This is a genomic window from Pseudomonas sp. B21-047 (assembly GCF_024748775.1).
In the GTDB taxonomy this organism is placed as follows: Bacteria; Pseudomonadota; Gammaproteobacteria; order Pseudomonadales; family Pseudomonadaceae; genus Aquipseudomonas; species Aquipseudomonas capeferrum.
Window position 1 is genome coordinate 1,653,223 of sequence record NZ_CP087169.1, and the last position, 21,720, is coordinate 1,674,942.

At 65.2% G+C, this 21,720-nt stretch carries 14 protein-coding genes and 1 pseudogene; 2 read left to right on the forward strand and 13 right to left on the reverse strand.

What is annotated here, in order from left to right:
- Nucleotides 1–5 precede the first annotated feature (5 nt).
- The 9 genes from LOY26_RS07620 to LOY26_RS07660 all read right to left on the reverse strand — a co-directional run bounded on the left by LOY26_RS07620 (nt 6) and on the right by LOY26_RS07660 (nt 12,598).
- On the reverse strand, nt 6–599 hold the full coding sequence (locus LOY26_RS07620; protein WP_186664109.1) for a glutathione S-transferase: 594 nt from the start codon (nt 597–599) through the stop codon (nt 6–8).
- Nucleotides 596–4,240 carry an AAA family ATPase gene (locus LOY26_RS07625; RefSeq protein ID WP_258714546.1) on the reverse strand — a complete coding sequence of 1,215 codons (3,645 nt, stop codon included), beginning with the start codon at nt 4,238–4,240 and terminating at the stop codon, nt 596–598. Before LOY26_RS07625 ends, LOY26_RS07620 begins: the two co-directional genes overlap by 4 nt.
- Nucleotides 4,237–5,475, reverse strand: coding sequence for an exonuclease SbcCD subunit D C-terminal domain-containing protein (locus tag LOY26_RS07630; protein WP_033700507.1), 1,239 nt, complete (start codon nt 5,473–5,475; stop codon nt 4,237–4,239). Before LOY26_RS07630 ends, LOY26_RS07625 begins: the two co-directional genes overlap by 4 nt.
- A gap of 308 nt (nt 5,476–5,783) precedes the next feature.
- Nucleotides 5,784–7,418 carry a BatD family protein gene (locus LOY26_RS07635; protein ID WP_186653916.1) on the reverse strand — a complete coding sequence of 545 codons (1,635 nt, stop codon included), beginning with the start codon at nt 7,416–7,418 and terminating at the stop codon, nt 5,784–5,786.
- Nucleotides 7,415–9,133 carry a tetratricopeptide repeat protein gene (locus LOY26_RS07640; protein WP_186653918.1) on the reverse strand — a complete coding sequence of 573 codons (1,719 nt, stop codon included), beginning with the start codon at nt 9,131–9,133 and terminating at the stop codon, nt 7,415–7,417. Before LOY26_RS07640 ends, LOY26_RS07635 begins: the two co-directional genes overlap by 4 nt.
- Nucleotides 9,130–10,206 carry a VWA domain-containing protein gene (locus LOY26_RS07645; protein ID WP_186664113.1) on the reverse strand — a complete coding sequence of 359 codons (1,077 nt, stop codon included), beginning with the start codon at nt 10,204–10,206 and terminating at the stop codon, nt 9,130–9,132. Before LOY26_RS07645 ends, LOY26_RS07640 begins: the two co-directional genes overlap by 4 nt.
- The gene (locus tag LOY26_RS07650; protein WP_033700502.1) at nt 10,199–10,693 is read right to left on the reverse strand and encodes a DUF4381 domain-containing protein; all 495 of its coding nucleotides are present in this window, start codon (nt 10,691–10,693) and stop codon (nt 10,199–10,201) included. Before LOY26_RS07650 ends, LOY26_RS07645 begins: the two co-directional genes overlap by 8 nt.
- The gene (locus tag LOY26_RS07655; protein ID WP_033700501.1) at nt 10,690–11,634 is read right to left on the reverse strand and encodes a DUF58 domain-containing protein; all 945 of its coding nucleotides are present in this window, start codon (nt 11,632–11,634) and stop codon (nt 10,690–10,692) included. Before LOY26_RS07655 ends, LOY26_RS07650 begins: the two co-directional genes overlap by 4 nt.
- A gap of 4 nt (nt 11,635–11,638) precedes the next feature.
- Entirely contained in the window at nt 11,639–12,598 is a 960-nt protein-coding gene (locus tag LOY26_RS07660) for a MoxR family ATPase (RefSeq protein ID WP_033700499.1), read from the reverse strand.
- A 124-nt stretch (nt 12,599–12,722) separates the two neighbouring features.
- Here LOY26_RS07660 and LOY26_RS07665 point away from each other — a divergent pair.
- A pseudogene (locus LOY26_RS07665) lies at nt 12,723–13,034 on the forward strand (DUF2235 domain-containing protein); the annotation flags it as partial.
- Between the two features lie 128 nt (nt 13,035–13,162).
- Here LOY26_RS07665 and LOY26_RS07670 read toward each other — a convergent pair.
- From LOY26_RS07670 to LOY26_RS07685, 4 genes are all read right to left on the reverse strand, one after another.
- A complete protein-coding gene (locus LOY26_RS07670) occupies nt 13,163–14,053 on the reverse strand; it encodes a dihydrodipicolinate synthase family protein (protein WP_186653924.1) in 891 nt (296 codons plus the stop codon).
- A gap of 44 nt (nt 14,054–14,097) precedes the next feature.
- Entirely contained in the window at nt 14,098–14,880 is a 783-nt protein-coding gene (locus tag LOY26_RS07675) for an aldolase (protein ID WP_186664119.1), read from the reverse strand.
- A 156-nt stretch (nt 14,881–15,036) separates the two neighbouring features.
- A complete protein-coding gene (gene soxR / locus LOY26_RS07680) occupies nt 15,037–15,483 on the reverse strand; it encodes a redox-sensitive transcriptional activator SoxR (protein ID WP_408980769.1) in 447 nt (148 codons plus the stop codon).
- A gap of 616 nt (nt 15,484–16,099) precedes the next feature.
- On the reverse strand, nt 16,100–16,453 hold the full coding sequence (locus LOY26_RS07685; protein ID WP_033700495.1) for a hypothetical protein: 354 nt from the start codon (nt 16,451–16,453) through the stop codon (nt 16,100–16,102).
- Between the two features lie 273 nt (nt 16,454–16,726).
- Here LOY26_RS07685 and LOY26_RS07690 point away from each other — a divergent pair, with 273 nt between their 5' ends.
- Complete coding sequence (locus LOY26_RS07690) at nt 16,727–21,592, forward strand: NAD-glutamate dehydrogenase (RefSeq protein ID WP_033700493.1); 4,866 nt, start codon at nt 16,727–16,729, stop codon at nt 21,590–21,592.
- The last annotated feature ends 128 nt before the right edge of the window (nt 21,593–21,720 follow it).

The following is a 21,720-nucleotide window of genomic DNA, read 5'->3' on the forward strand; positions in this document are numbered from 1 at the left end:
TCAGGTCACTTGGCCATGACAGCCTTGAACAGGTCCGACGCCAGCCACCCCTCCAGCCAGCTCCGCACCCGCGGATAAGCCGCCTCGGCGAACCACTGCGGCTCGACCCCGGCAAACTGGCGCATCAGGGGCAGCAACGCGGCGTCGGCCAGGCTCGGATGATCGGCCAGCAGGTAAGCCCGGCCTTCAAGCAGTACTTCAAGCGCTGCCAGCCAGGTTTCGGCCTGCTGGCGGTAGTGCTCGCGGGAATGCTCAGGGTATCGCTCGGCGTACTTGTACAGGTTCACCTGCGCCTTGAACGTGGAGTCGTTACGGGCGATCAGCGCCTCGGCCTGTTGCGCCGCCGCCGGGTCCGCCCGTAGCCGCCAGTCCTGCGGGTCGTTGCGTTCCAGCGCCCAGCGCATGATGTCCAGGCTCTCCTCCAGCACGCCGGTACCGGTGTCCAGCACCGGCACCGTACCCTTGGGCGACAACGCCAGCAGCGCGGCCGGTTTGTTCTTCATCGCCACTTCCTCGACCCGTACTTCGCACCCGGCATAGCGCAGGGCCAGGCGCGCGCGCATGGCCCAGGGGCAGCGGCGGAACGAGTAGAGGATCACCCGCACACCTCGACGTCACTCAGGCCGTTGCCCTGGCGGCGCACCTGGATCTGCACCGGGATGCGTTCATGCATCTCCTGCACGTGGGAGATCACCGCGACCTTGCGGCCCTGAGCCTGCAAGCCGTCGAGGGCATCCATGGCCAGTTGCAGTGATTCTGGGTCGAGGCTGCCGAAGCCTTCGTCGATGAACAACGATTCGATGCGCAGGGTGCTCGAGGCCATCGATGCCAGGCCCAGTGCCAGGGCCAGCGATACCAGGAAGGTTTCACCGCCCGACAGCGAATGCACCGAGCGCAGCTCGTCGCCCATCTCGGTGTCCAGCACCAGCAGGCCCAGGGCACTGCCGCCGCGCTTGAGGCGGTAGCGACGCGCCAGTTGGCGCAACTGGCTGTTGGCATGGTGCAGCAGCAGGTCGAGGTTGTAACCCTGGGCGATCTTGCGGAACACATCGCCAGAGGCCGAACCGATCAACGCATTCAGGCGCGCCCAGCGCTGCCATTGCTGATGGGCCTGTTCGATGTCCTCTGCCAGCGCCTGATACGCCAGTTGGCGACGCTGGTCTTCGGCCTGGGCGGCGCGCAGCTCGGCGCACTGCTGTTCATGGTTGGCCAGCAACGTGCGCAGAGCTGCGAGGGACTGCTCAAGGTCTTCGGCCGTGGCCTCGACGCTGGCTTGCGCGGTATGTTGCTGCAGGCGCTGTTCACGCTCCTGCAACAGCACGCGGCCTTGTTCGATGGCCTTTTGTGCAACTTGCAGGTGCTGGCGCAGTTCGCCCACTTGTGCGTCGTCCATGGCCAGCAGGCGGTCGAGGCCGCTATCGTCGAGCTCGGGGTGTGCGGCGCGCCACTGAGCGATTTCACCCTGCAACTGCTGGTGTTCGTGGTCCAAAGCCTGCTGGCGGGCGCTATTGGCCTTGAGTTCGCCGGCCAGCTGCAGGGCATGAGTGCGGGCCTGTTGCAACTGTTCGGCAGTCTCGGCTTCGCCTGTGCGGGCGTGCTCTACCTGTTGCTCCAGATGGCGTTGCCAGTCCTCGGCACGCGGGTGTTCACCCAGCAGCTCGGCCAGGGCGGCGCGGGCCTTGTCCATCTGTTCGGCCAGCCCGCTGACCTGCAGTTGCAGTTCTTGCTGGCGCTGCACGCGGGTTTGCTGCTGGTCGTGCAGGCGCTCCAGCTGTTGCAGGCGCTGCTGATGTTCTTGCAGTTCGTCCTTTTGCTGGTCCAGCTGTTGCTGGCGCTGGGCGATCTGCTGGTCGAGGCTGAGGAAGGCCTGCGCCGGCTCATCGCGCAGGGCCTGCAGCACAGGGGGCGGCAGCAGGTTGGCGAAATCGGCCAAGGCCTGCTCAAGGCGTTCCTGGTCGGCGGCCAGAGCTTGGTGCTGCTGGTCCAGGCGGCGTTGTGCCTGCTGTTGGGCTTCGCTCGCGGCTTGCAACTGCTGATTGAGGCGGGTGGCATCCCTTTGCAGGGTCAGCAGCGTGGCTTGGCGCTGTTCGTCACGGCCGATTTCCTGGTCGAGGCGGCGCAGTTGGCTGTCCAGCCAGGCACTGCGGGCCTTGTCTTCATGGGCACTGAGTGCGGGCCACAGGGCATGGGCCGCCAGTTGCTCGGCCAGCGGCTGCAACTGCTCACTCAGTTGCGCCTGTTGATGCTGATACTCCTTGATCTGGCCATTGACCACACCCACCTGGGTGCGCAACTCGATCAGGCGGGAATTGAAGTGCTCGACCTGTGCCAGGGCCGTCGCTTCTTCGGCCTGGTCATGCCGGCCCAGGCTTTGCAGCAGCGCTTCGGGCTGATGGAAGGGATGCTCGGCGCTGCCACAGACCGGGCAGGGTTCGCCCTCGTGCAATTGCGCACGCAGTTCTTCGACGCTGGTGCTGCGCGCCAGGCGCTGACGTTCCAGCAGTTGCCGGGTGAGCGCCAGCGCCTGCTCGGCAGCTTCAAGCTCGGCCTTGGCGGCGGTGCCTTCGCCAATCAGTTGCTGGCGTTGCTGCAGGGCCAGTTGCTGGCGTTCGCGCAACGACTGGATACCCTGTTGCAGCTCCTGCTCGCGGGCATGCAGGCGCGACAGTTGTTCCACGGCACGTTGCTGTTTGCGGTTTTCCTGCAGCATGCCGCCCAACAGGTCGAGCTGTTCGGCCAAGGCCTGGGGCTCTGCTGCGGCTTCGCGGAACAGCACTTCGAGGGCGTCGCGCTGGGTTTGCAACTGCGCATTGGCCTGGCTGGCCTGGGCCTGCAGGCCCGGCAGCTCTTCGCCGCCCTGGTTCAGGCGGTTGCCGATCTGCAGCAACTGTTGCAGCTGTGGGCGATAAGCCTGCCAGGCGCTGGTGAGGGCAGCCAGGGGGGCACTCTCGGCCAGAGCAGTGTCGATCTGCGCCAGTTGCTGCTGGCCGCGCTGCTGGTGCTCGGCCAACTGCTGCAGTTGTTGCGCGAGCTCGGCGGCGGCCAGGTCGGCCTGCTGGCCGGCCTCGCGGGCCTTGGCCAGTTCTTGCTCCAGGCGGGTGAGGGTGTCTTGCTCGGCGAAGGCCTGGCGCAGGCGCGGGGCGTTTTCGCCCTGGCTGGCCTGGGCCTGGCTCAGCGCCTGACGGGCTGATTCGAGGGCCCGTTCAAGTTCGCCGATGCGGCCTTGCAGGTCGCTCTGCTGGCGGTGTTGTTCGCTGAGCTCGCTGGCCAACGGCGCGAGCTGCGCCGCCAGGGCCTGCTGACGGTGGAACTGGTGGCGCTGGGGCGCCAGGCGCTCCAGGCGCTCCAGGTCCAGGCGCTGATCGGTGAGGTGCTGCCAAGCCTGCTCGGCGGCCTGCAATGCTGAGCTGGCTTCGCCCTGCTGTACCTGCAGCTGGCGCTGTTCATCGAGCCAGGTACGTTGCTGCTCGAGCTGGCGCTCTTGCGCCTGGTCGGCCTTGAACTGCTGCTGTGCCTGCTCCAGGCGCTGGTCGAGTTCGGCACGGGCATCGCTCGGCATGGGCAACAGGTGGCTGGCGCGGTCCTTCAGGGCACTGTGCGCCTCGCCGGCCTCGCGGGCCTTGCTGAAGGCACGCTGGCCAAGGCGGGTGTAAATCGCCGTGTTGGTGAGCTTTTCCAGCAGTTCGCTGCGTTCCTTGTCGTCGGCCTTGAGGAAGGCGCCGAACTCGCTCTGGGCCAGCATCACCGCGCGGGTGAACTGCTCGAAGTTCAGGCCCAGGCGCGCTTCGACCAGTTGCTTGTATTCCTGCTTGCCACTGGCCAGTACCTGCTCGCTGTCCAGGTCATAAAAGCTCTGGCGGCTGTGTTGCAGCTTGCCGTTGGCCTTGTCGCGGGCGCGGTTGGCTTCCCAGCGGGCACGGTAGCGACGGCCGTCGATGCCGACGAAGTCGACTTCGGCGAAACCGCTGCCGGTGCCTCGGCGCACCAGGTTGCGTGGGTCAGAGGTCGGGATCTCGCCGTCGGCGTCCGGCACCTTGGCTTCGCGGCCAATGTCGTTGAGCCGGGGGACAGTGCCGAACAGGGCCAGGCACAGGGCATCGAGCAGCGTGCTCTTGCCGGCGCCGGTCGGGCCGGTGATGGCGAACAGGCCGGCGCTGGCCAGCGGCTCGGCGGTGAAATCGATGTCGATCGGGCCGGCCAGGGATGCCAGGTTCTTCAGGCGGATGGCGAGAATCTTCATGGCTGTTCCTCTTCCAGCTGTGCGTCCTGCAACAGCAGGGCGAAGTCGGCCAAGGCCTGTTCATCGGCGGGGTTGCCGTAGGCTTGCTCCCAGGCGCGGCTGAACAGGTCCTGCGGGGTCATCTGGGACAGTTCGACGAAGGCCAGGTCGTCGTCCTCGGCGCTGGCGCGCCCGGCATATTCGGCGCCAATGCGGATCAGCCGCACGGCTTTGCCTTGCAGGGCGCCTTCGATTTGCTGGCGCAGGTCGGGCTGCGGTTCGTCCAGCACGACGCGCACTTCGAGCCAGGGCTGGCGGTTAGGGTCTTCGAGCAGGTCGATCACCGGCAGTTCGGCGAGCTGTGCCAGCAGCTCGCCAAGCGGTGCCGGGCCGATGCGTTGCAGGGCCACGGCGCGAGGCACCGGGCGCGCTTCGACGCTGACCAGCTCGGCACCGTCCAGCTCTACCTCCAGCACCTGGTGCGGGTAGTTGATCTCGGCGAACGACAGTGGGATCGGCGAGCCGCTGTAGCGAATGCGGTCTTCGCGGTTGACCTTCTGCGGCTTGTGCAGGTGGCCCAGGGCGACATAGCTGATGGCCTTGTCGAACAGCTTGGCCGGCAAGGCCTCGGCGTTGCCGATGATCAGGCTGCGCTCGGAGTCTTCCGACACGGCGCCGCCGGCCATGTGGGCATGGCTGATGGCGACCAGCGCCTGGTCCTTCTTGCGTTTTTGCAGGGCGGCGGCAATCAGTTGCTGGTGCACCTGGGTGATGCCTTGCAGGTAATCGTCACCCAGCTGCGGGCCGGTCACTTCCGCGGGGCGCAGGAAGGGCAGCGCCAGGCACCAGGCGCTGATTTTGCCGCGGGCGTTGGTCAGTGGGATCAGCAGGCGCTCGGCATCCAGCTGGCCTTCGTCGAGCCAGTGCACACGGCCCAGGGCGTGGGTGCGCAGGCGGCGCATCAATGCTGCGGGCAGTTCGATGCGCGAGCCGGAGTCGTGGTTGCCGGCGATCATCACGATGTCCAGCTTGGGCTGTTGCTCGTGGGCCTGGACGATGAAGTCGTAGAGGCGCTCCTGGGCTTTGACCGGTGGGTTGACCGTGTCGAAGATGTCGCCGGCGATCAGCAGCGCATCCGGCTGGCGCAGGTGCAGTTGGCCGAGCAGCCAGTGGAGGAAGCAAGCGTGTTCGAAATCGCGTTCCTGGCCGTGCAGGCTTTGGCCCAGGTGCCAGTCGGAGGTATGAAACAGACGCATGGATGACCTGTTGGTGTCGAGTCGAGCAAGCGGGGGGCTTGGCTTGGATGATGGGCGTTGCGCAGAGGGGTATGGTAACTCAATGGTGGGGGAGAGGGGCATGCCTGAGGGGGATTGCCTGTGGGGGAATGGATGTGGGAGTACAGGTGCATGTCATGAGTCTTTCAGCGCCTATGAGATCGAGCGCCGCCCGCGCGGCGCTCGATCTCATAGGCCCTGAGTACGTTGTGGCAAGCACCTGCCAGCCCCGGCGCTCGATCTCATAGGCGCTGAAAATGCCAAGCCCTGCACCCGCTGCAGCCCACATGTCACTTCGGATACAACGGCGGCAACCCCCCCGTATCCCCGGAAGGCAGCAGCACCTGCTCGGCCGGCGGAATGGTACCGATCGCCCGCCACAAATCCTCACCCTGCCAATACTGGCCACTCTCGCTATACAAAGCCCCATTCAGCCCATCCAGCGCATCGGACAACGGCACGAAACGCGCCGCCATCTCCGCCAGCGTCTGCGGTTGCTGGCGTGCCCAGGCGTCGAGCGCCTGGCGCGTGGCCTGCGGGTCGTTGGCCTGGCAGGCGCGCTTGAGGTCGTCCAGCAGGGTGCGTGGGCTGGGGCCTTGTTGCGCGGCGCGCAGCACCGCCGGTTGCGAGCGCGCCCGCCACCACAGGGTGAAGCCCAGCAGCGTAGTCAGGGCCAACACCAGCGTGGCAAGCTGCCAAGGCCACAGCAAGCCGCTGCCAGAACGGCTGTCGCCGACCGGGGTGTCGGCGCTCAGCGCCGGGTTGTCCTGAACGTCCAGGGTTCGCGCCGGCAGGCTGGTGTGCTCGAGGTGATCTTCACGGGTGTTCCACCACGATACTTCCAGCGCTGGCAGGGCCAACTCGCCACTGTGGGTAGGCACCAGAGCCTCACGCTCCTCGCGGTTGGCGGTCATGCCGCGGTCGTTGATTTCGTTGCGCAGCAGCGGCTGGTCGGGGTAGCGGCGCAGGCCGGTGATCTCGGTGGCCGGCAGCGGCGGCAGCTGAGTGCTGGACAAACCGTCAGCGCGCAGGGTGATGTTGCGGGTGAGGGAATCGCCAATCTGCGTCTGCTGGCTGCCTGGGTCGGGGTTCCAGTGCTCTTCAAGGGTCAGGCTGCGTGCGGGCAGCCACGGCGCACCGGCCGGCCAGGCCGCCGGAATCGGGCGCACGGCGAGGCGCAGCGGCAGCGAGCTGACCTGCACCTGGCGGCCGGCACGCGGCGCTGCGGCGGGCGACTGTTCGTCGTCGACGCTGGCGGCGGCGGTGGCGGTAAAGGTCAGGGGGGGGATTTCCAGGCCGCCGCTCTGCTGCGGATAGACGGCATAGCGGGTTTCAATCACCCCGTGGCGCACGCCGTTGATTTCCTTTTCGTAAGTGCGCGACTCGCCCAAAGGCTCGACCTTGGCGTTGTCCAACTGCAGCGGGCTGAGGCTGCTGTCGTCATACAGCGCCACCGAATGGTAGATGCGCAGGGTCAGCACCGCCTGGGCCTGGACATACACATCGGTGCTGTCCAGGGTCGCTTCGATGAACACTTGGGAGGCGCTGTCCTGGCGGCTGGCATCGGCCTGCAGCACTTGCAGGTCGATGGCCTGGCTGCGTGACTGGCCCAGTTGCAGTTCCGGGATGCGCAGGCTGCCGCTGCGCCGTGGCAGCAGGGTGATGATCCAGCGGGTGCTGGCGCGGGTTTCGCCGTCGAGGGTGTGCAGGCTGTTCAACTGACGAGTGCCACGCACCTCGAAGTCGCCCTCCAGGGCACGCAGGTCGGGCTTGCCAAACTGGGTCACGTCCTGGCTTTCGAGGGTCAGTTCCAGGCTTTCGCCGGCGCCCAGGCGGGTACGGTCGACGCTGGCTTGCAGCATCGGTTCGGCCTGGGCCAGCAAGGCCCATAAGAAACCGAGGAGAAAGACGCCGAAGCGACTCATTGTGGGTTGTCCTGATGCAATTGCTGTTCATACCAGAATTTGCGCCGCAGCAGTTCCGCCGGGTTATCGGGGATCTCCCGCAGCCACTGTTCAAGGGCTTGACGCTGTTCGGCGTCGAGGCTGGTGGACACTGGGCGCTGGGGTGGCTGGATGATGTCGTCGGCGGCGCCGCCCTGGTTGCCCGGTGTGGCCTGGCTGTTGTTGCTGCCTTCGCCGGGTTGTTCGGCGTTGGCGTGTTCGTCACTGCCGGGCGTGCCCTGTGCGGGGTTGCTGGCCGAGCTGCTGTTGCCTTCGGTTTCGCTGCCGGGTGTGCCTTGGGCTTCGCTGCTGGCGGCTTGTTGTTCGGCCTTGGCCTCACGCTGTTGCAGCATTTGCTGGACCAGCGCCTGGTTGTCCAGTGCCGGTTGCAGGTCGGGTTGGCGCTCCAGGGCCTGGTCATAGGCGTCCAGCGCGGCTTCCAGCTCACCACTGCGGGCCAGGGCATTGCCTCGATTGTAGTGCGCTGCCGCCGTGTTGCCTTCGGAGAAGGCCTGGGCGGCACCGGCGTAATCGCCGGCCTGATACAGCGCCATGCCGCGCCATTGCGCGTCCTGGAAATGGCGCGCGGCGCTGGCCGGGCGGTTCTGTTCGAGCAGGCGCTGGCCTTGCTGGTCGGGGCGCAGCCACAGGTCATTGAACTCGAACGCCTGGCTGGGCTGCGGCAGGGCCAGCAATAGCGGCAGGCAGAACAGCCAGCCGCGACGGCCGGCGCAGGCCGCCAGCAGCAGCAGTGGAATCAGCAACCAGTAGCCCTGGTCTGCCCAGCTATCCAGTTGCAAGGTCTGGCCGTCGTTACGCAAGGCGCGCGGGTTGTCGAACAGGCCCAGGCCGCGCAGGTCGAGGTCGTCGACCCGGGCATTGCGGTAGCGCCCGCCGGTGCTGCTGACAAATGCCTTGAGGCTGGCGCTGTCCAGGCGTGGCAGCAGGATGCCGCCCTGGTCATCCTTGAGGAATTCGCCGTTGGCCTGCCGCACCGGGGCGCCGTCGCGGCTGCCGATGCCCAGCATCAGCAGGCTTGGGCCCTGGCGGCCGAGGGCCTGGACGATGCCTTGGCGTTCCGCTGCGCTGAGCGAGGAGCCAATCAACAGCAGGCGGCCTTGCCCCAGGCCGCTCTGGGCCAGCAAGGCCAGGCCTTTTTGCACCGCCAGGTCTGCGCGCTGGCCGGGTTTGGGCATGATCGACGGGTCGATCGCCTCCAGCAGGTTGCGGGTGGTACCCAGGTCGTCGGACAGCGGCACCAGGGTGTGGGCGGACCCTGCGTAGACGATCAGTGCGGTCTGGCTGTCGTGGCGGTGTTCGAGCAGGTCGAGGACCTTGCGCCGGGCCTGCTCCAGACGGTTGGGTGGGCTGTCCTCGGCGAGCATCTGTGGGGTGAGTTCAAGCAGGATCACCAGCGGGTCGGCCGGGCGTTGGCGGTTTTCTTCCACGCGTTGCCAGCTCGGCCCGAGCAGCGCCATGACCACCAGTGCCCAGGCCAGGCCCAGCACGACCCAGGGCAGTTTGCTGGTGCTGCCGCTGCCGCCCCCAAGCAGCACGGCATGGAAGGCCGGCGGCAAGATCATCTGCCAGCGCCCGGCGCGTTTACGCCGGTGCCAAAGCTTGAACAGCAGCCAGCCGAGCAGCGGCACGACCAGCAGCCAGAGGGGGCGCAACCATTGTGGCCAGAGCTCGATCATCGCCGCCTCCTCAGCCGCAGGCGTTTGAGGCGCTGGCGCCATTCCGGATGCGGCTGCAGAAAGCGCGGTTTGCGCAGCAGGCGCTGCAGACGGTTGTCGGGCCATTGCACGGCCACCACCAGCAGCACGCTGAGCAACAGCGCCAGGGCCAGTGGCCAGGCATACAGGGCCTTGGCGGTGCGCGCCTGGGTCGGTTGCTGGGCCACCGGCTCCAATTCGTCGAGGGCGTCGCCGATGGCGTCCAGTTCGGCGCCGTCGTGGGCGCGGAAGTAGGCGCCGTGGGTCATGTCGGCGATTTCCTTGAGCGAGGCTTCGTCCAGGTCAAGGCTCGGGTTGAGGCCCAGCAGGCCAGGAGTGCCGCTGGCCTCGGGGTTGGCACCGATGCCGATGGTATAGATGCGCACGCCTTCCTGGGCGGCCAGGCGGGCGGCGGTCAGCGGGTGGATCTGCCCGCCGTTGTTGGCGCCGTCGGTGATCAGCACCAGCACCCGGCTCTGTGCCGGGCGCTGGCGCAGGCGCTTGACCGCCAGGCCGATGGCGTCACCGATGGCGGTGTTCTTGCCGGCGATGCCGATCTGCGCTTCGTCGAGGAAGGTACGCACGGTACGCCGGTCGAAGGTCAGCGGGGCCTGCAGGTAGGCCTGGCTGCCAAACAGGATCAGGCCGACCCGGTCGCCTTCGCGGTCCTGAAGAAAGTCGCCCAGCAGCGCCTTGACCAGGTCGAGGCGGCTGATCTCGTCGTCCTTCCACTGCATGTCGGGGAAGTCCATCGAGCCCGACACATCCACCGCCACCAGCAGGTCGCGACCGCTGGCCGCCACCGGTACCGGGTCGCCGAGCCATTGCGGGCGGGCTGCGGCCAACAGCAGCAACAGCCAGATGATGACGAAGGGCGCCTGTTGGCGCCAGGTCGGCAGGTTGAGCCGCGCCCGGCGCCCGGCAAGGCCTTCCAGCTCGTTCAGGAAGCCCACCTTGAGCACCGGCTCGCCACTGTCGGCGGCGGGCAGCATCATGCGTGCCAGCCACGGCAGCGGCAGCAGGGCGAACATCCACGGCCAGGCCAGTTCAAACATGCTTGCGGATCCAGGTTTCGACAGCCTGGCTGAGGCCGACGATGGCTTTGTCGTCGAGTTTGCACTCAGGCTTGTAGGCGCCTTCGACCAGCACCATCCAGCGGGTCAGGCCGGCGGCCGGGCAGCGGTTGTCGAGAAATGCCAGCCACTGGCGACCGTTGAGCGTGTGGCTGTTGGCACCGGGGTAGTGGCTGCGGCACAGGCGCTTGAGCAAGCCGTTGATCTGCTGCAGCCAGGCGCCGGCCGGGGCTCCGTCATAGGGGCGCGGCAGGCGAGCAAGTTCGGCCAGGGCGGCCACGCGCACTGGGTCGAGCGGTTGCTCGGCACGCACGATGCGGCGTTTGCCGGGGCGCCAACGGCGCATACGCCACAGGCCCCAGGCAAGCAGCGGCAGCAAGGCCAGCAACACCCACCAACCCGGTGCCGGTGGCCACAGGCCGATTGCCTCTGGGGTGATCAGCGGGTGCAACTGGTCCAGCGGGTTCATTTGCTGCTCCCCGCGCGCTGGGCGTTAAGGTACTCGCGCAACTGCTCGATCATCTCGCTTTGGGTGCTCAGCGGCATCAGCACCACGCGCAGCTTCTGTGCCATCAGTTCCCAGCGCTCGATACGCGACTCGGCTTGCTGGCGGTAAGCCTGGCGCAGGCTGGCGTCCAGGGTGTCGAGCTCCAGTTGCGCGCTGCGCTGGGCGAAGCGCAACAGGCCGGCAGCGGGCAAGGCGTGGTCGAGCGGGTCGGAGACGGGCAGCAGCAACAGGTCGCAGTGGCGCGAGAGCATGGCCAGGTGTTGCTCGACCTGGTCGGTCAGCGCGCGTTCGTCGCAGATGATGATCGCCAGGCTGCCAGGGCGCAGCACTTCGCGCGCCCGGCGCAAGGCCAGGCCAAGGCTGTCGGCCTGGGGCGTGGCTTCGGTGTGCAGCGACTGGTTGACCTTGGCCAGGCGGTTGAGCAACTGCAGCAGGCTCTGCTTGCTGCGCCGCGGCTTGATTTCGTGGTGTTCGTTGTCGCCGAACACCAGCCCGCCAATGCGGTCGTTGTGCCCCAGCGCTGCCCAGCCGAACAGTGCTGCGGCCTGGGCTGCCAGTACCGACTTGAACATCAGCCCCGAGCCGAAGAACAGCCGCTGGCTCTGCTCGACCAGAATGAAGATCGGCCGCTCGCGCTCTTCATGGAACAGCTTAGTGTGTGGCTCCTGCGTGCGCGCGGTGACGCGCCAGTCGATGTTGCGCACATCGTCGCCGGCCTGGTAGACGCGCACCTGGTCGAAGTCCACGCCGCGTCCGCGCAGCTTGGAGTGGTGCAGGCCCACCAGCGGGCTGCGCTGGCCGGGCCGGGAAAACAGCTGGATTTCGCGCACGCGGTGGCGCATGTCGATCAGCTCGGCAAGGCCGATACGGATGCCGGGCTCGGCCAGCTGCGCGGTGGGCATGGGCTCAGGCAACGGCGACGACGTCGAGGATACGCTGGACCACCCGGTCCTGGTCGATCCCCGCAGCCTCGGCCTCGAACGACAGGATGATGCGGTGGCGCAGCACGTCGAACAGCACCGCCTGGATATCCTCGGGGCTGACGAAGTCGCGCCCGGCCAGCCAGGCATGGGCACGTGAGCAGCGGTCCAGCGAAATCGAGCCGCGGGGGCTGGCGCCGTAGGCGATCCAGTCGGCCAGTTCGGTATCGAACTTGGCCGGGGTACGTGTGGCCATCACCAGTTGCACCAGGTATTCCTCGACGGCGTCGGCCATGTACAGGCCGAGGATTTCCTTGCGCGCGGCGAAGATCGCCTGCTGGCTGACCCGGCGCTCGGGCTTGGTCTCGCCGCCCAGTGCTTCGCCGCGGGCTTGCAGCAGGATGCGCCGCTCCACCGCAGCGTCCGGGAAGCCGATTTTCACGTGCATCAGGAAGCGGTCGAGCTGAGCCTCGGGCAGCGGGTAGGTGCCCTCTTGCTCGATGGGGTTCTGGGTGGCCATGACCAGAAACAGCGGTGACAGGTCGTAGGTACTGCGGCCCACGCTGACCTGGCGCTCGGCCATGGCTTCGAGCAGCGCCGACTGGACCTTGGCCGGGGCGCGGTTGATTTCGTCGGCCAGCACCAGGTTGTGGAAGATCGGCCCCTGCTGGAACACGAAACTGCCGGTTTCCGGGCGGTAGATTTCGGTGCCGGTAATGTCGGCAGGGAGCAGGTCGGGGGTGAACTGGATGCGGTGGAACTGCGCTTCGATACCCTCGGCGAGCTCCTTGATGGCCTTGGTCTTGGCCAGGCCCGGGGCGCCCTCGACCAGCATGTGGCCGTCGGCCAGGAGCACGATCAGCAGCCGCTCGACCAGCTTCTCCTGGCCTAGGATCTGGGAGGAAAGAAAGGTGCGCAGCGCGATCAGCGCTTCACGGTGTTCCATCGGCGACGGTTCCTGGTATTGGGCCGCAGGCGCGCTGGGGGGCAGCTGCCTCGGCAAGGGGTGATACTTTAATCTATCCGGGGGGGTGGCGACTAATGGCGGCTGGCAAATTTATCCAGGCCGTCTGAGCATCATGCGTGAGTTGGCGCTGCGCGCGGGCGTGCCGTTTGCCGAGTTGGGCAACGATGAGGCCTATGCAGTGCCGGATGAGTTGGGCGAAATCAGCCGCAAGCTGCATGATTTTGCCTTGGGGCGTAGTGACCACGCGCATTTGACCGAGCAGGAGCAACGGCTGTTGCGCGAGCGCTACACTCATACATCGGCGAACTGGAACCCTGTTAAAGGGCTGCGCAATAGCACGCTTGACCTGCTGTTCGTCAACCGGCCCGGTGAGGCGGGGCGGGTGGTGCACTCGGGTGGCAGTGTCCGTGGCTGAGGGTAGGAGCGGCCTTGCGTCGCGAAAGGGGTGCGGAGCAGCCCCAGGATCTCAGCTTCGCCGTATAGATTGCTGGGGCTGCTTCGCACCCCTTTCGCGACGCAAGGCCGCTCCTACAGGGGCGTGCGTTACTGGGGTGCGAGCGCGTCCAGCAGCCCTTTGAGGTAGGCACTGCCTTGCGGGTCCAGCGGCTGCAGGGGCAGTCGCGGTGCGCCCACATCCTGGCCCCGCATTTTCAGCCCAGCCTTGATGGTGGTGGGCAGGCCACGGCGGGTGATGTACGCCAGCAATTCGTATTGGCGGTAGAACAGCGCACGCGCCTCTGCCAGCTCGCCGTTCTGCACGGCGTCCCACAAGGCCAGGTTCAACGCGGGGATCAGGTTTGGCGCTGCGGTGCACCAGCCCGTGGCACCGGCAACCAGGGCTTCCAGGGTGAGCGGGTTGCAACCGTTGTAGAACGCCACCTTGCCTTCGGTCGCGGTGTACAGGCGGTGCATGCGCTGAATATCACCGGTGCTCTCCTTGACCATGGTGACATTGGCGACTTCGCCCAGAATACGCAGGATCAGCTCTACCGACAGGTCGGTGCCGCTGGTGCCCGGGTTGTTGTAGAGCATGATCGGGATGTCGATCGCCGCGCCGACCGCTCTGTAGTGGTCGACCACCTCGGCCTCGGTCAACTTCCAATAGGAGACGGGCAACACCATCACCGCCGTGGCCCCGCACGCCTGGGCCAGGCGGGCACGCTGCACGGTACGCGCGGTGGTCAGGTCCGAGACGCTGACCACGCTGGGTACACGGCCGGCGACCTTCTCCAGGCTGAAGCGAACCACAGATTCCCACTCGCTATCGGACAGGTAGGCGCCTTCGCCGGTACTGCCCAGCGGGGCGATAGCGTGCACGCCGGCCTGGATCAGGCTGTCGATGGATCTACCCAATGCGTTCAGATCGACCGAGCCGTCTGCCGCGAAGGGGGTGATGGTGTAGCCGATGACGCCGCGAATTACAGGTGTAGACATGACCAGGTACCTTTGCCGTTGTTCAGGAAGGGGGACAACTTCGATCAGCCCAGGCAGTCGCCATGGGCACGCAAGGCACGACGCGCGTAATAGCTGAACGCGGCGCCATGGCGTTTGGGCGTGGAAATCCAGTCATGGGCTTCTTTGCCAAGTGCTTCGGGGATCGGGCGGATCTCACCGGCGCCCATGGCCAGCAGCTGCATCCTGGCGGCGCGTTCGAACAGTAGAGCAAGCACACAGGCTTCCTCGATCGAGCGGCCGGCGATCAACAGGCCATGGTGGGAAAGCAGGATCGCCCGCTTGTCGCCGATGGCCCCGGCGATGATCTCGCCTTCTTCATTGCCCACCGGCACGCCCGGCCATTCCTTGAGGAAGGCGCAATCGTCGAACAGCGGGCAAAGGTCCATGTGCGAGATGGCCAGCGGCACTTCGAGTATCGACAGGGCGGCGCTGTGCAACGGGTGGGTATGGATGATGCAGTTCACGTCGGGGCGTGCGCGATACAGCCAGCTGTGAAAGCGATTCGCTGGGTTGGCCATGCCGTGGCCGTGCAGCACGTTCAGGTCTTCGTCGACGACCAGCAGGTTGGAGGCCGAAATCTCGTCGAAGCCCAGGCCAAGCTGTTGGGTGTAGTAGGTGCCAGGCTCCGGCGCCCGTGCGGTGATCTGCCCGGCCAGGCCGGAGTCGTGGCCGCCGTCGAACAGGATTCGGCAGGTCAGGGCGAGTTTCTGCCGCGGGGTGTAAGTGTTGTCGGCCAGCGCAGTCAGCATCTGCTGCTGGGCATGTTTGACGAGCTGGTCCTTGGGGGTCTGCATGGTCGTGGTCACGGAGAGTACCTGCATGAGAAGGCGGTAATGACTACCTGGCTGGCACAGCGTGCAAGCTAGGACACACATCGATACTAATGACACTTTGTGTCATAAGCAAGCAATGTGTCATCGCTTCTCGATGATCAGATGCAGGTCGCCATGAAAGGCCCGCGCTTACCGTCCCCCGGCAGCACCGTCATTTTCCAGGATCCTGGCCCCCGATCCCTCCTTGCCCAGCACGTCCTCGGGGTTGCGCAGCGGGCAGTCTTGCAACGACAGGCAACCGCAGCCGATGCAGTTGTCCAGGCTGTCTCTCAGGGCCTCCAGCGTGCGAATGCGGGCGTTCAGGTCTTCTCGCCAGGCCGATGACATCTCGCCCCACTGGGCGGCCGTGAGTTTGCTGTTCGGCGGGTAGCGGCCCAGGGCGCGTTTGATTTCTTCGAGGGGGATGCCGGTGCGCTGGGCCACCTTGATGATGGCGATGGTGCGCAGCACCAATGCGGGGTAACGCCGCTGGTTGCCGGCGGTACGGGTGCCGGCGATCAGCCCTTTGGATTCGTAGAAGTGCAGGGCGGAGACCGCCACGCCACTGCGTTTGGCGACCTCGCCGACGGTGAGCAGCCGCGAGCTGTCGGTGGATGATTTAACTGTCACGCCGGTTGACCTCAAGTTAGCTTGAGCTCTTATAGTCCCGCCCGATCGTTCCTGCAACCACACGCGCCAGGCCAATAGCGAATGGCATGATCTTCAATCGTGACTAGGTCAGCGCCCTGATGTAGTCCATTTCCCAAAAACTTCTGCCGACTGCATCTCGTTGCACACCCTCTGTTGGGTCACTAATCTGCCTTCCGCAGAGGCATACCACCTATCAGGAAGGCATTTGTACGTATTCATTTGCGTATTATTTTGCGCAAAATTGTGTGCTATCAAGTCGGCAAGAGCAGCTGCATCCCTTCCTTACTCCCTGTAGTCTTCGGAGGCAATGCAGCAACTGACGGGAGCAAACATGCGATGGGTGGACTAATGATCAGAGCTGAGCAGGCTGTGTCTGCCACGGCGATGGCTAGAACGTTTGGTGCGCGCTTGAAGGAAGTGACCAGCGGGAATGCGACCCATCTTGTCATTTTCAAGGACAACGAGCCGGCCGATGAAGTCTACGAAGCTGCCAACAGGCGTGTGTAAACCTTAAGCCCCACTTTGCCTGTATCGGGCCGCTTCGCCGCTCTTCGGGCTTGTATCAGACCTCGCAGACGAACGTCCCGGTCCCCTGCAGAATGTTCTGCAGCGTTTCCTTCACCTCGTCCATATCGCTCAGTTCGCTGGTCAGGATGATCTCCAGCGTTTCATCCCCCTTCAAGGCATCGCGATCCCCGGCCGCCACTTCGATCAGCAGGCGCTGGGCAGTCAAGGTCACCTTCAAGCCATCCAGCGTCGAGGGCTCGTCATCGAGCGTCAGGTCGACCGTGTCTTCATCCGGGTAGCGGGTGAGCAGGACCATCTGACCCTTGTCGCCGTGGCAGCAGAGGGTCGCCATGTTGTCTTCCTCGTCATCGCAAGGGTTGGCGAAGAGCAGGGCGGTCTTGATTTGCATGAACAGGCTCGGGTCAAAGGAAACGGAAGGGAATTCTGACAGTCTTGTGTACATCCATAAACGTAAAGTTACCGCCCCTTGACCGAAATTGTCGCAGCGCTGCAAGCGTTGGTGACTACTCAGTCGTTAAGCTTCGGCGAGCCCTGAGCGTGCCACGCACGTTCAACGCCTGGTTTAACCGTCCGCCTTGCCACGGGTTGGCTATCGTTGATTCGTACACGGCGCACGCGAGCGACGCTTCAATTATTACAAAGCCCAAGCGGAGTACCACAGATGGCGTTTTTCACCGCAGCCAGCAAGGCCGACTTCCAGCATCAACTGCAAGCGGCTCTGGCGCAGCACATCAGCGAACAGGCACTGCCACAAGTGGCCCTGTTCGCCGAACAGTTCTTCGGCATCATCTCAATGGACGAACTCACCCAGCGCAGGCTTTCCGACCTGGCTGGCTGTACCCTTTCTGCCTGGCGCATCATCGAGCGCTTCGACGCCGAACAACCCCAAGTGCGGGTGTACAACCCTGATTACGAACGCAATGGCTGGCAGTCGACCCACACTGTGGTCGAGGTGTTGCACCACGACCTGCCGTTTCTGGTGGACTCGGTGCGCACCGAGCTCAACCGCCGCGGCTACAGCATCCACACCCTGCAGACCACCGTACTGAGCGTGCGCCGCGGTGCCAAAGGCGAGCTGCTCGAGCTGCTGCCCAAGGGCACCCACGGCGAGGGTGTGCGCCATGAGTCGCTGATGTACCTGGAGATCGACCGTTGCGCCAACGCCGCCGAACTGACGGTGCTGACCCGCGAGATCGAACAGGTGCTGGCTGAAGTGCGTGTGGCGGTCGCCGACTTCGAACCGATGAAGGTCAAGCTGCGCGAAGTGGTGGCGCAGGTCGAGCAGACTGCGTTTGGCCCGGCGCAGCACGAGAAGGGCGAGGTGAAGGCGTTTCTCGAGTGGTTGCTGGACAACCATTTCACCTTCCTGGGCTACGAGGAGTTCACCGTCCAGGGCGGCAGCGATGGCGGCCAGATGGTCTACGACGAGCAGTCCTTCCTCGGCCTGCCGCGGCGCTTGCGCGTGGGGCTGACGTCTGAAGAGCTGCGCATCGAAGACTACGCCGTGGCCTACCTCAACGAGCCACTGTTGTTGTCCTTCGCCAAGGCCGCGCTGCCCAGCCGTGTGCACCGCCCGGCCTACCCGGACTACGTGTCGATTCGCCAGCTGGACGCCGAGGGCAAGGTGGTCAAGGAATGCCGCTTCATGGGCCTGTACACCTCTTCGGTGTACGGCGAGAGCGTGCATGCCATCCCTTACATTCGGGTCAAGGTTGCCGAAGTCGAGCGCCGTTCGGGCTTCGACCCCAAGGCTCACCTGGGCAAGGAGCTGGCCCAGGTGCTCGAGGTGCTGCCGCGCGACGACCTGTTCCAGACGCCGATCGACGAGCTGTTCAGCACCGTCATGGCCATCGTGCAGATCCAGGAGCGCAACAAGATCCGCGTGTTCCTGCGCAAGGACCCGTACGGCCGCTTCTGCTACTGCCTGGCCTACGTACCGCGTGAGATCTACTCCACCGAAGTGCGGCAGAAGATCCAGCAGGTGCTGATGGAGCGCCTGAAAGCCAGCGACTGCGAGTTCTGGACCTTCTTCTCCGAGTCGGTACTGGCGCGGGTGCAACTGATTCTGCGGGTCGATCCGAAAAACCGCATCGACATCGACCCGCAACAGCTGGAAAACGAAGTGATCCAGGCGTGCCGCTCGTGGCACGACGACTACTCGACCCTGGTGGTGGAGAACTTCGGCGAAGCCCAGGGCACCAACATCCTGGCCGACTTCCCCAAAGGCTTCCCGGCGGGCTACCGCGAGCGCTTCGCTGCGCATTCGGCAGTGGTCGACCTGCAGCACGTGCTGGGGCTGTCCGAAAGCAAGCCGCTGGCCATGAGCTTCTATCAGCCATTGACCCAGGTCGGCGAGCGTACCCTGCATTGCAAGCTGTACCACGCCGACACCCCGTTGGCGCTGTCCGATGTGCTGCCGATCCTGGAGAACCTCGGCTTGCGCGTGCTGGGCGAGTTCCCGTACCGCCTGCGTCACGCCAATGGCCGTGAATACTGGATCCACGACTTCGCCTTCACCTACAGCGAAGGCCTGAGTCTGGACATCCAGCAGCTCAACGACACCTTGCAGGACGCGTTCATCCACATTGTCGGCGGCGACGCCGAGAACGACGCCTTCAACCGCCTGGTGCTGACCGCCGGCCTGCCTTGGCGCGATGTGGCACTACTGCGTGCTTATGCCCGCTACCTCAAGCAGATCCGCCTGGGCTTCGACCTGGGTTACATCGCCAGCACCCTGAACAACCACACCGACATCGCCCGCGAGCTGACCCGGTTGTTCAAGACCCGCTTCTATTTGGCGCGCAAGCTTACCCAGGACGACCTGGACGACAAGCAGCAACGCCTGGAACAGGCGATCCTGAGCGCCCTGGACGATGTTCAGGTACTCAACGAAGACCGCATCCTGCGTCGCTACCTGGACCTGATCAAGGCCACCCTGCGGACCAACTTCTACCAGCCGGACGGCAACGGCCAGAACAAGTCGTACTTCAGCTTCAAGTTCAACCCCAAGCTGATCCCCGAGCTGCCAAAGCCGGTACCCAAGTTCGAGATCTTCGTCTATTCGCCACGGGTCGAGGGTGTGCACCTGCGCTTTGGCAACGTCGCCCGCGGCGGCCTGCGCTGGTCGGACCGCGAGGAAGACTTCCGCACCGAGGTGCTCGGCCTGGTCAAGGCCCAGCAGGTGAAGAACTCGGTGATCGTGCCGGTCGGCGCCAAGGGCGGCTTCCTGCCGCGCCGCCTGCCACTGGGTGGCAGCCGTGACGAAATCGCCGCTGAAGGCATTGCCTGCTACCGCATTTTCATTTCCGGCCTGCTCGACATCACCGACAACCTCAAGGACGGTGGCGTGGTGCCGCCGGCCAATGTGGTGCGCCACGACGATGACGACCCGTACCTGGTGGTGGCCGCCGACAAAGGCACCGCGACGTTCTCCGACATCGCCAACGGCATTGCCATCGACTACGGCTTCTGGCTGGGCGATGCCTTCGCCTCGGGCGGCTCGGCCGGCTATGACCACAAGAAAATGGGCATCACCGCCCGGGGCGCGTGGGTTGGCGTACAACGCCACTTCCGTGAGCGCGGCATCAATGTGCAAGAAGACCCGATCACCGTGATCGGCGTCGGCGACATGGCCGGCGACGTGTTCGGCAATGGCTTGCTGATGTCCGACAAGCTCAAGCTGGTGGCGGCGTTCAACCACCTGCACATCTTCATCGACCCGAACCCGGAGCCGGCCAACAGCTTCGCCGAGCGCAAGCGCCTGTTCGACTTGCCGCGTTCGGCCTGGAGCGACTACGACACCAGCATCATGTCCGAAGGCGGCGGGATCTTCCCGCGCAGTGCCAAGAGCATCGCCATCAGCCCACAGATGAAAGAACGCTTCGCCATCGAAGCCGACCGCCTGACCCCGACCGAGCTGCTCAATGCACTGCTCAAGGCGCCGGTCGACCTGCTGTGGAACGGCGGCATCGGCACTTACGTCAAGGCCAGCACAGAAAGCCACGCCGATGTCGGCGACAAGGCCAACGACGCCCTGCGCGTCAACGGCAACGAGCTGCGCTGCAAGGTGGTGGGCGAGGGCGGCAACCTCGGCATGACCCAGCTCGGCCGGGTCGAGTTCGGCCTCAATGGCGGCGCGACCAACACCGACTTCATCGACAACGCTGGTGGCGTCGACTGCTCGGACCACGAGGTCAATATCAAGATCCTGCTCAACGAAGTGGTGCAGGGTGGCGACATGACCGAGAAGCAGCGTAACCAGCTGCTCGGCAGCATGACCGAAGAGGTCGGCGCGCTGGTGCTGGGCAACAACTACAAGCAGACCCAGGCGCTGTCCCTGGCAGCCCGTCGCGCCCGCGAGCGGATCGCCGAATACAAGCGCCTGATGGCGGACCTGGAAGGGCGTGGCAAGCTGGACCGTGCCATCGAATTTCTGCCGTCCGAAGAGCAACTGGCCGAGCGCCTGGCCGCAGGCCAAGGCCTGACTCGCGCCGAGCTGTCGGTGCTGATCTCGTACAGCAAGATCGACCTCAAAGAGCAACTGCTCAAGTCGCGGGTGCCGGACGACGACTACCTGACCCGCGACATGGAAACTGCGTTCCCGCCCTCGCTGGTCAGCAAGTTCGCCGATTCCATGCGTCGCCACCGCCTGAAGCGCGAGATCGTCAGCACCCAGATCGCCAACGACCTGGTCAACAACATGGGCATCACCTTCGTCCAGCGCCTGAAGGAGTCGACGGGCATGAGCCCGGCCAACGTGGCGGGTGCGTATGTGATCGTGCGCGACATCTTCCACCTGCCGCACTGGTTCCGTCAGATCGAAGCCCTGGACTACCAGGTGCCGGCCGAGGTCCAGCTGACCTTGATGGACGAACTGATGCGCCTGGGCCGCCGCGCCACCCGCTGGTTCCTGCGCAGCCGTCGCAATGAGCAGGACGCCGGGCGCGACACCGCGCACTTCGGGCCGAAGATCGCGCAACTGGGGCTCAAGCTGGACGAGTTGCTGGAAGGGCCGACCCGCGAGCGCTGGATGGTGCGTTACCAGGGCTTTGTCGAAGCCGGTGTGCCTGAACTGCTCGCGCGCATGGTGGCCGGTACCAGCCACCTGTACACGCTGTTGCCGATCATCGAGGCGGCTGATGTCACCGGCCATGACCCGGCGCAGGTGGCCAAGGCGTTCTTCGCGGTGGGCAGTTCGCTGGACCTGACCTGGTACTTGCAGGAAATCAGCAACCTGCCGGTGGAAAACAACTGGCAGGCCCTGGCCCGCGAGGCATTCCGCGACGACATCGACCTGCAGCAGCGGGCGATCACCATCTCTGTGTTGCAGATGGCCGATGCGCCGCAAGACATGGATGCCCGCGTGGCGCTGTGGGCCGAGCAGCACCGGGTGATGGTCGAGCGCTGGCGTGCGATGCTGGACGACCTGCGCAATGCCACCGGCACGGACTATGCGATGTATGCGGTGGCCAACCGCGAGCTGGTCGACCTGGCAATGAGCGGGCAGGCGGCGGTGGTGCCTTCATAAGTCGCAGGCTGTAAGCTACAAGCTGCAAGCAGACCTTCGCAGGTTTCGCTTGCAGCTTTTGTCTCCGCCACCATTGGCTGTCTTGGCGCAGTCCCGCTTTTTTCTTGTAGCTTGAAGCTTACAGCTTG

What these genes read in the sequence shown, in the direction of transcription:
- LOY26_RS07625 (WP_258714546.1), bottom strand. Translation starts at nt 4,240, where the DNA reads ATGAAGATTCTCGCCATCCGCCTGAAGAACCTGGCATCCCTGGCCGGC.
- LOY26_RS07630 (WP_033700507.1), bottom strand. Translation starts at nt 5,475, where the DNA reads ATGCGTCTGTTTCATACCTCCGACTGGCACCTGGGCCAAAGCCTGCAC.
- LOY26_RS07635 (WP_186653916.1), bottom strand. Translation starts at nt 7,418, where the DNA reads ATGAGTCGCTTCGGCGTCTTTCTCCTCGGTTTCTTATGGGCCTTGCTG.
- LOY26_RS07640 (WP_186653918.1), bottom strand. Translation starts at nt 9,133, where the DNA reads ATGATCGAGCTCTGGCCACAATGGTTGCGCCCCCTCTGGCTGCTGGTC.
- LOY26_RS07645 (WP_186664113.1), bottom strand. Translation starts at nt 10,206, where the DNA reads ATGTTTGAACTGGCCTGGCCGTGGATGTTCGCCCTGCTGCCGCTGCCG.
- LOY26_RS07650 (WP_033700502.1), bottom strand. Translation starts at nt 10,693, where the DNA reads ATGAACCCGCTGGACCAGTTGCACCCGCTGATCACCCCAGAGGCAATC.
- LOY26_RS07655 (WP_033700501.1), bottom strand. Translation starts at nt 11,634, where the DNA reads ATGCCCACCGCGCAGCTGGCCGAGCCCGGCATCCGTATCGGCCTTGCC.
- LOY26_RS07660 (WP_033700499.1), bottom strand. Translation starts at nt 12,598, where the DNA reads ATGGAACACCGTGAAGCGCTGATCGCGCTGCGCACCTTTCTTTCCTCC.
- LOY26_RS07670 (WP_186653924.1), bottom strand. Translation starts at nt 14,053, where the DNA reads ATGTCTACACCTGTAATTCGCGGCGTCATCGGCTACACCATCACCCCC.
- LOY26_RS07685 (WP_033700495.1), bottom strand. Translation starts at nt 16,453, where the DNA reads ATGCAAATCAAGACCGCCCTGCTCTTCGCCAACCCTTGCGATGACGAG.
- LOY26_RS07690 (WP_033700493.1), top strand. Translation starts at nt 16,727, where the DNA reads ATGGCGTTTTTCACCGCAGCCAGCAAGGCCGACTTCCAGCATCAACTG.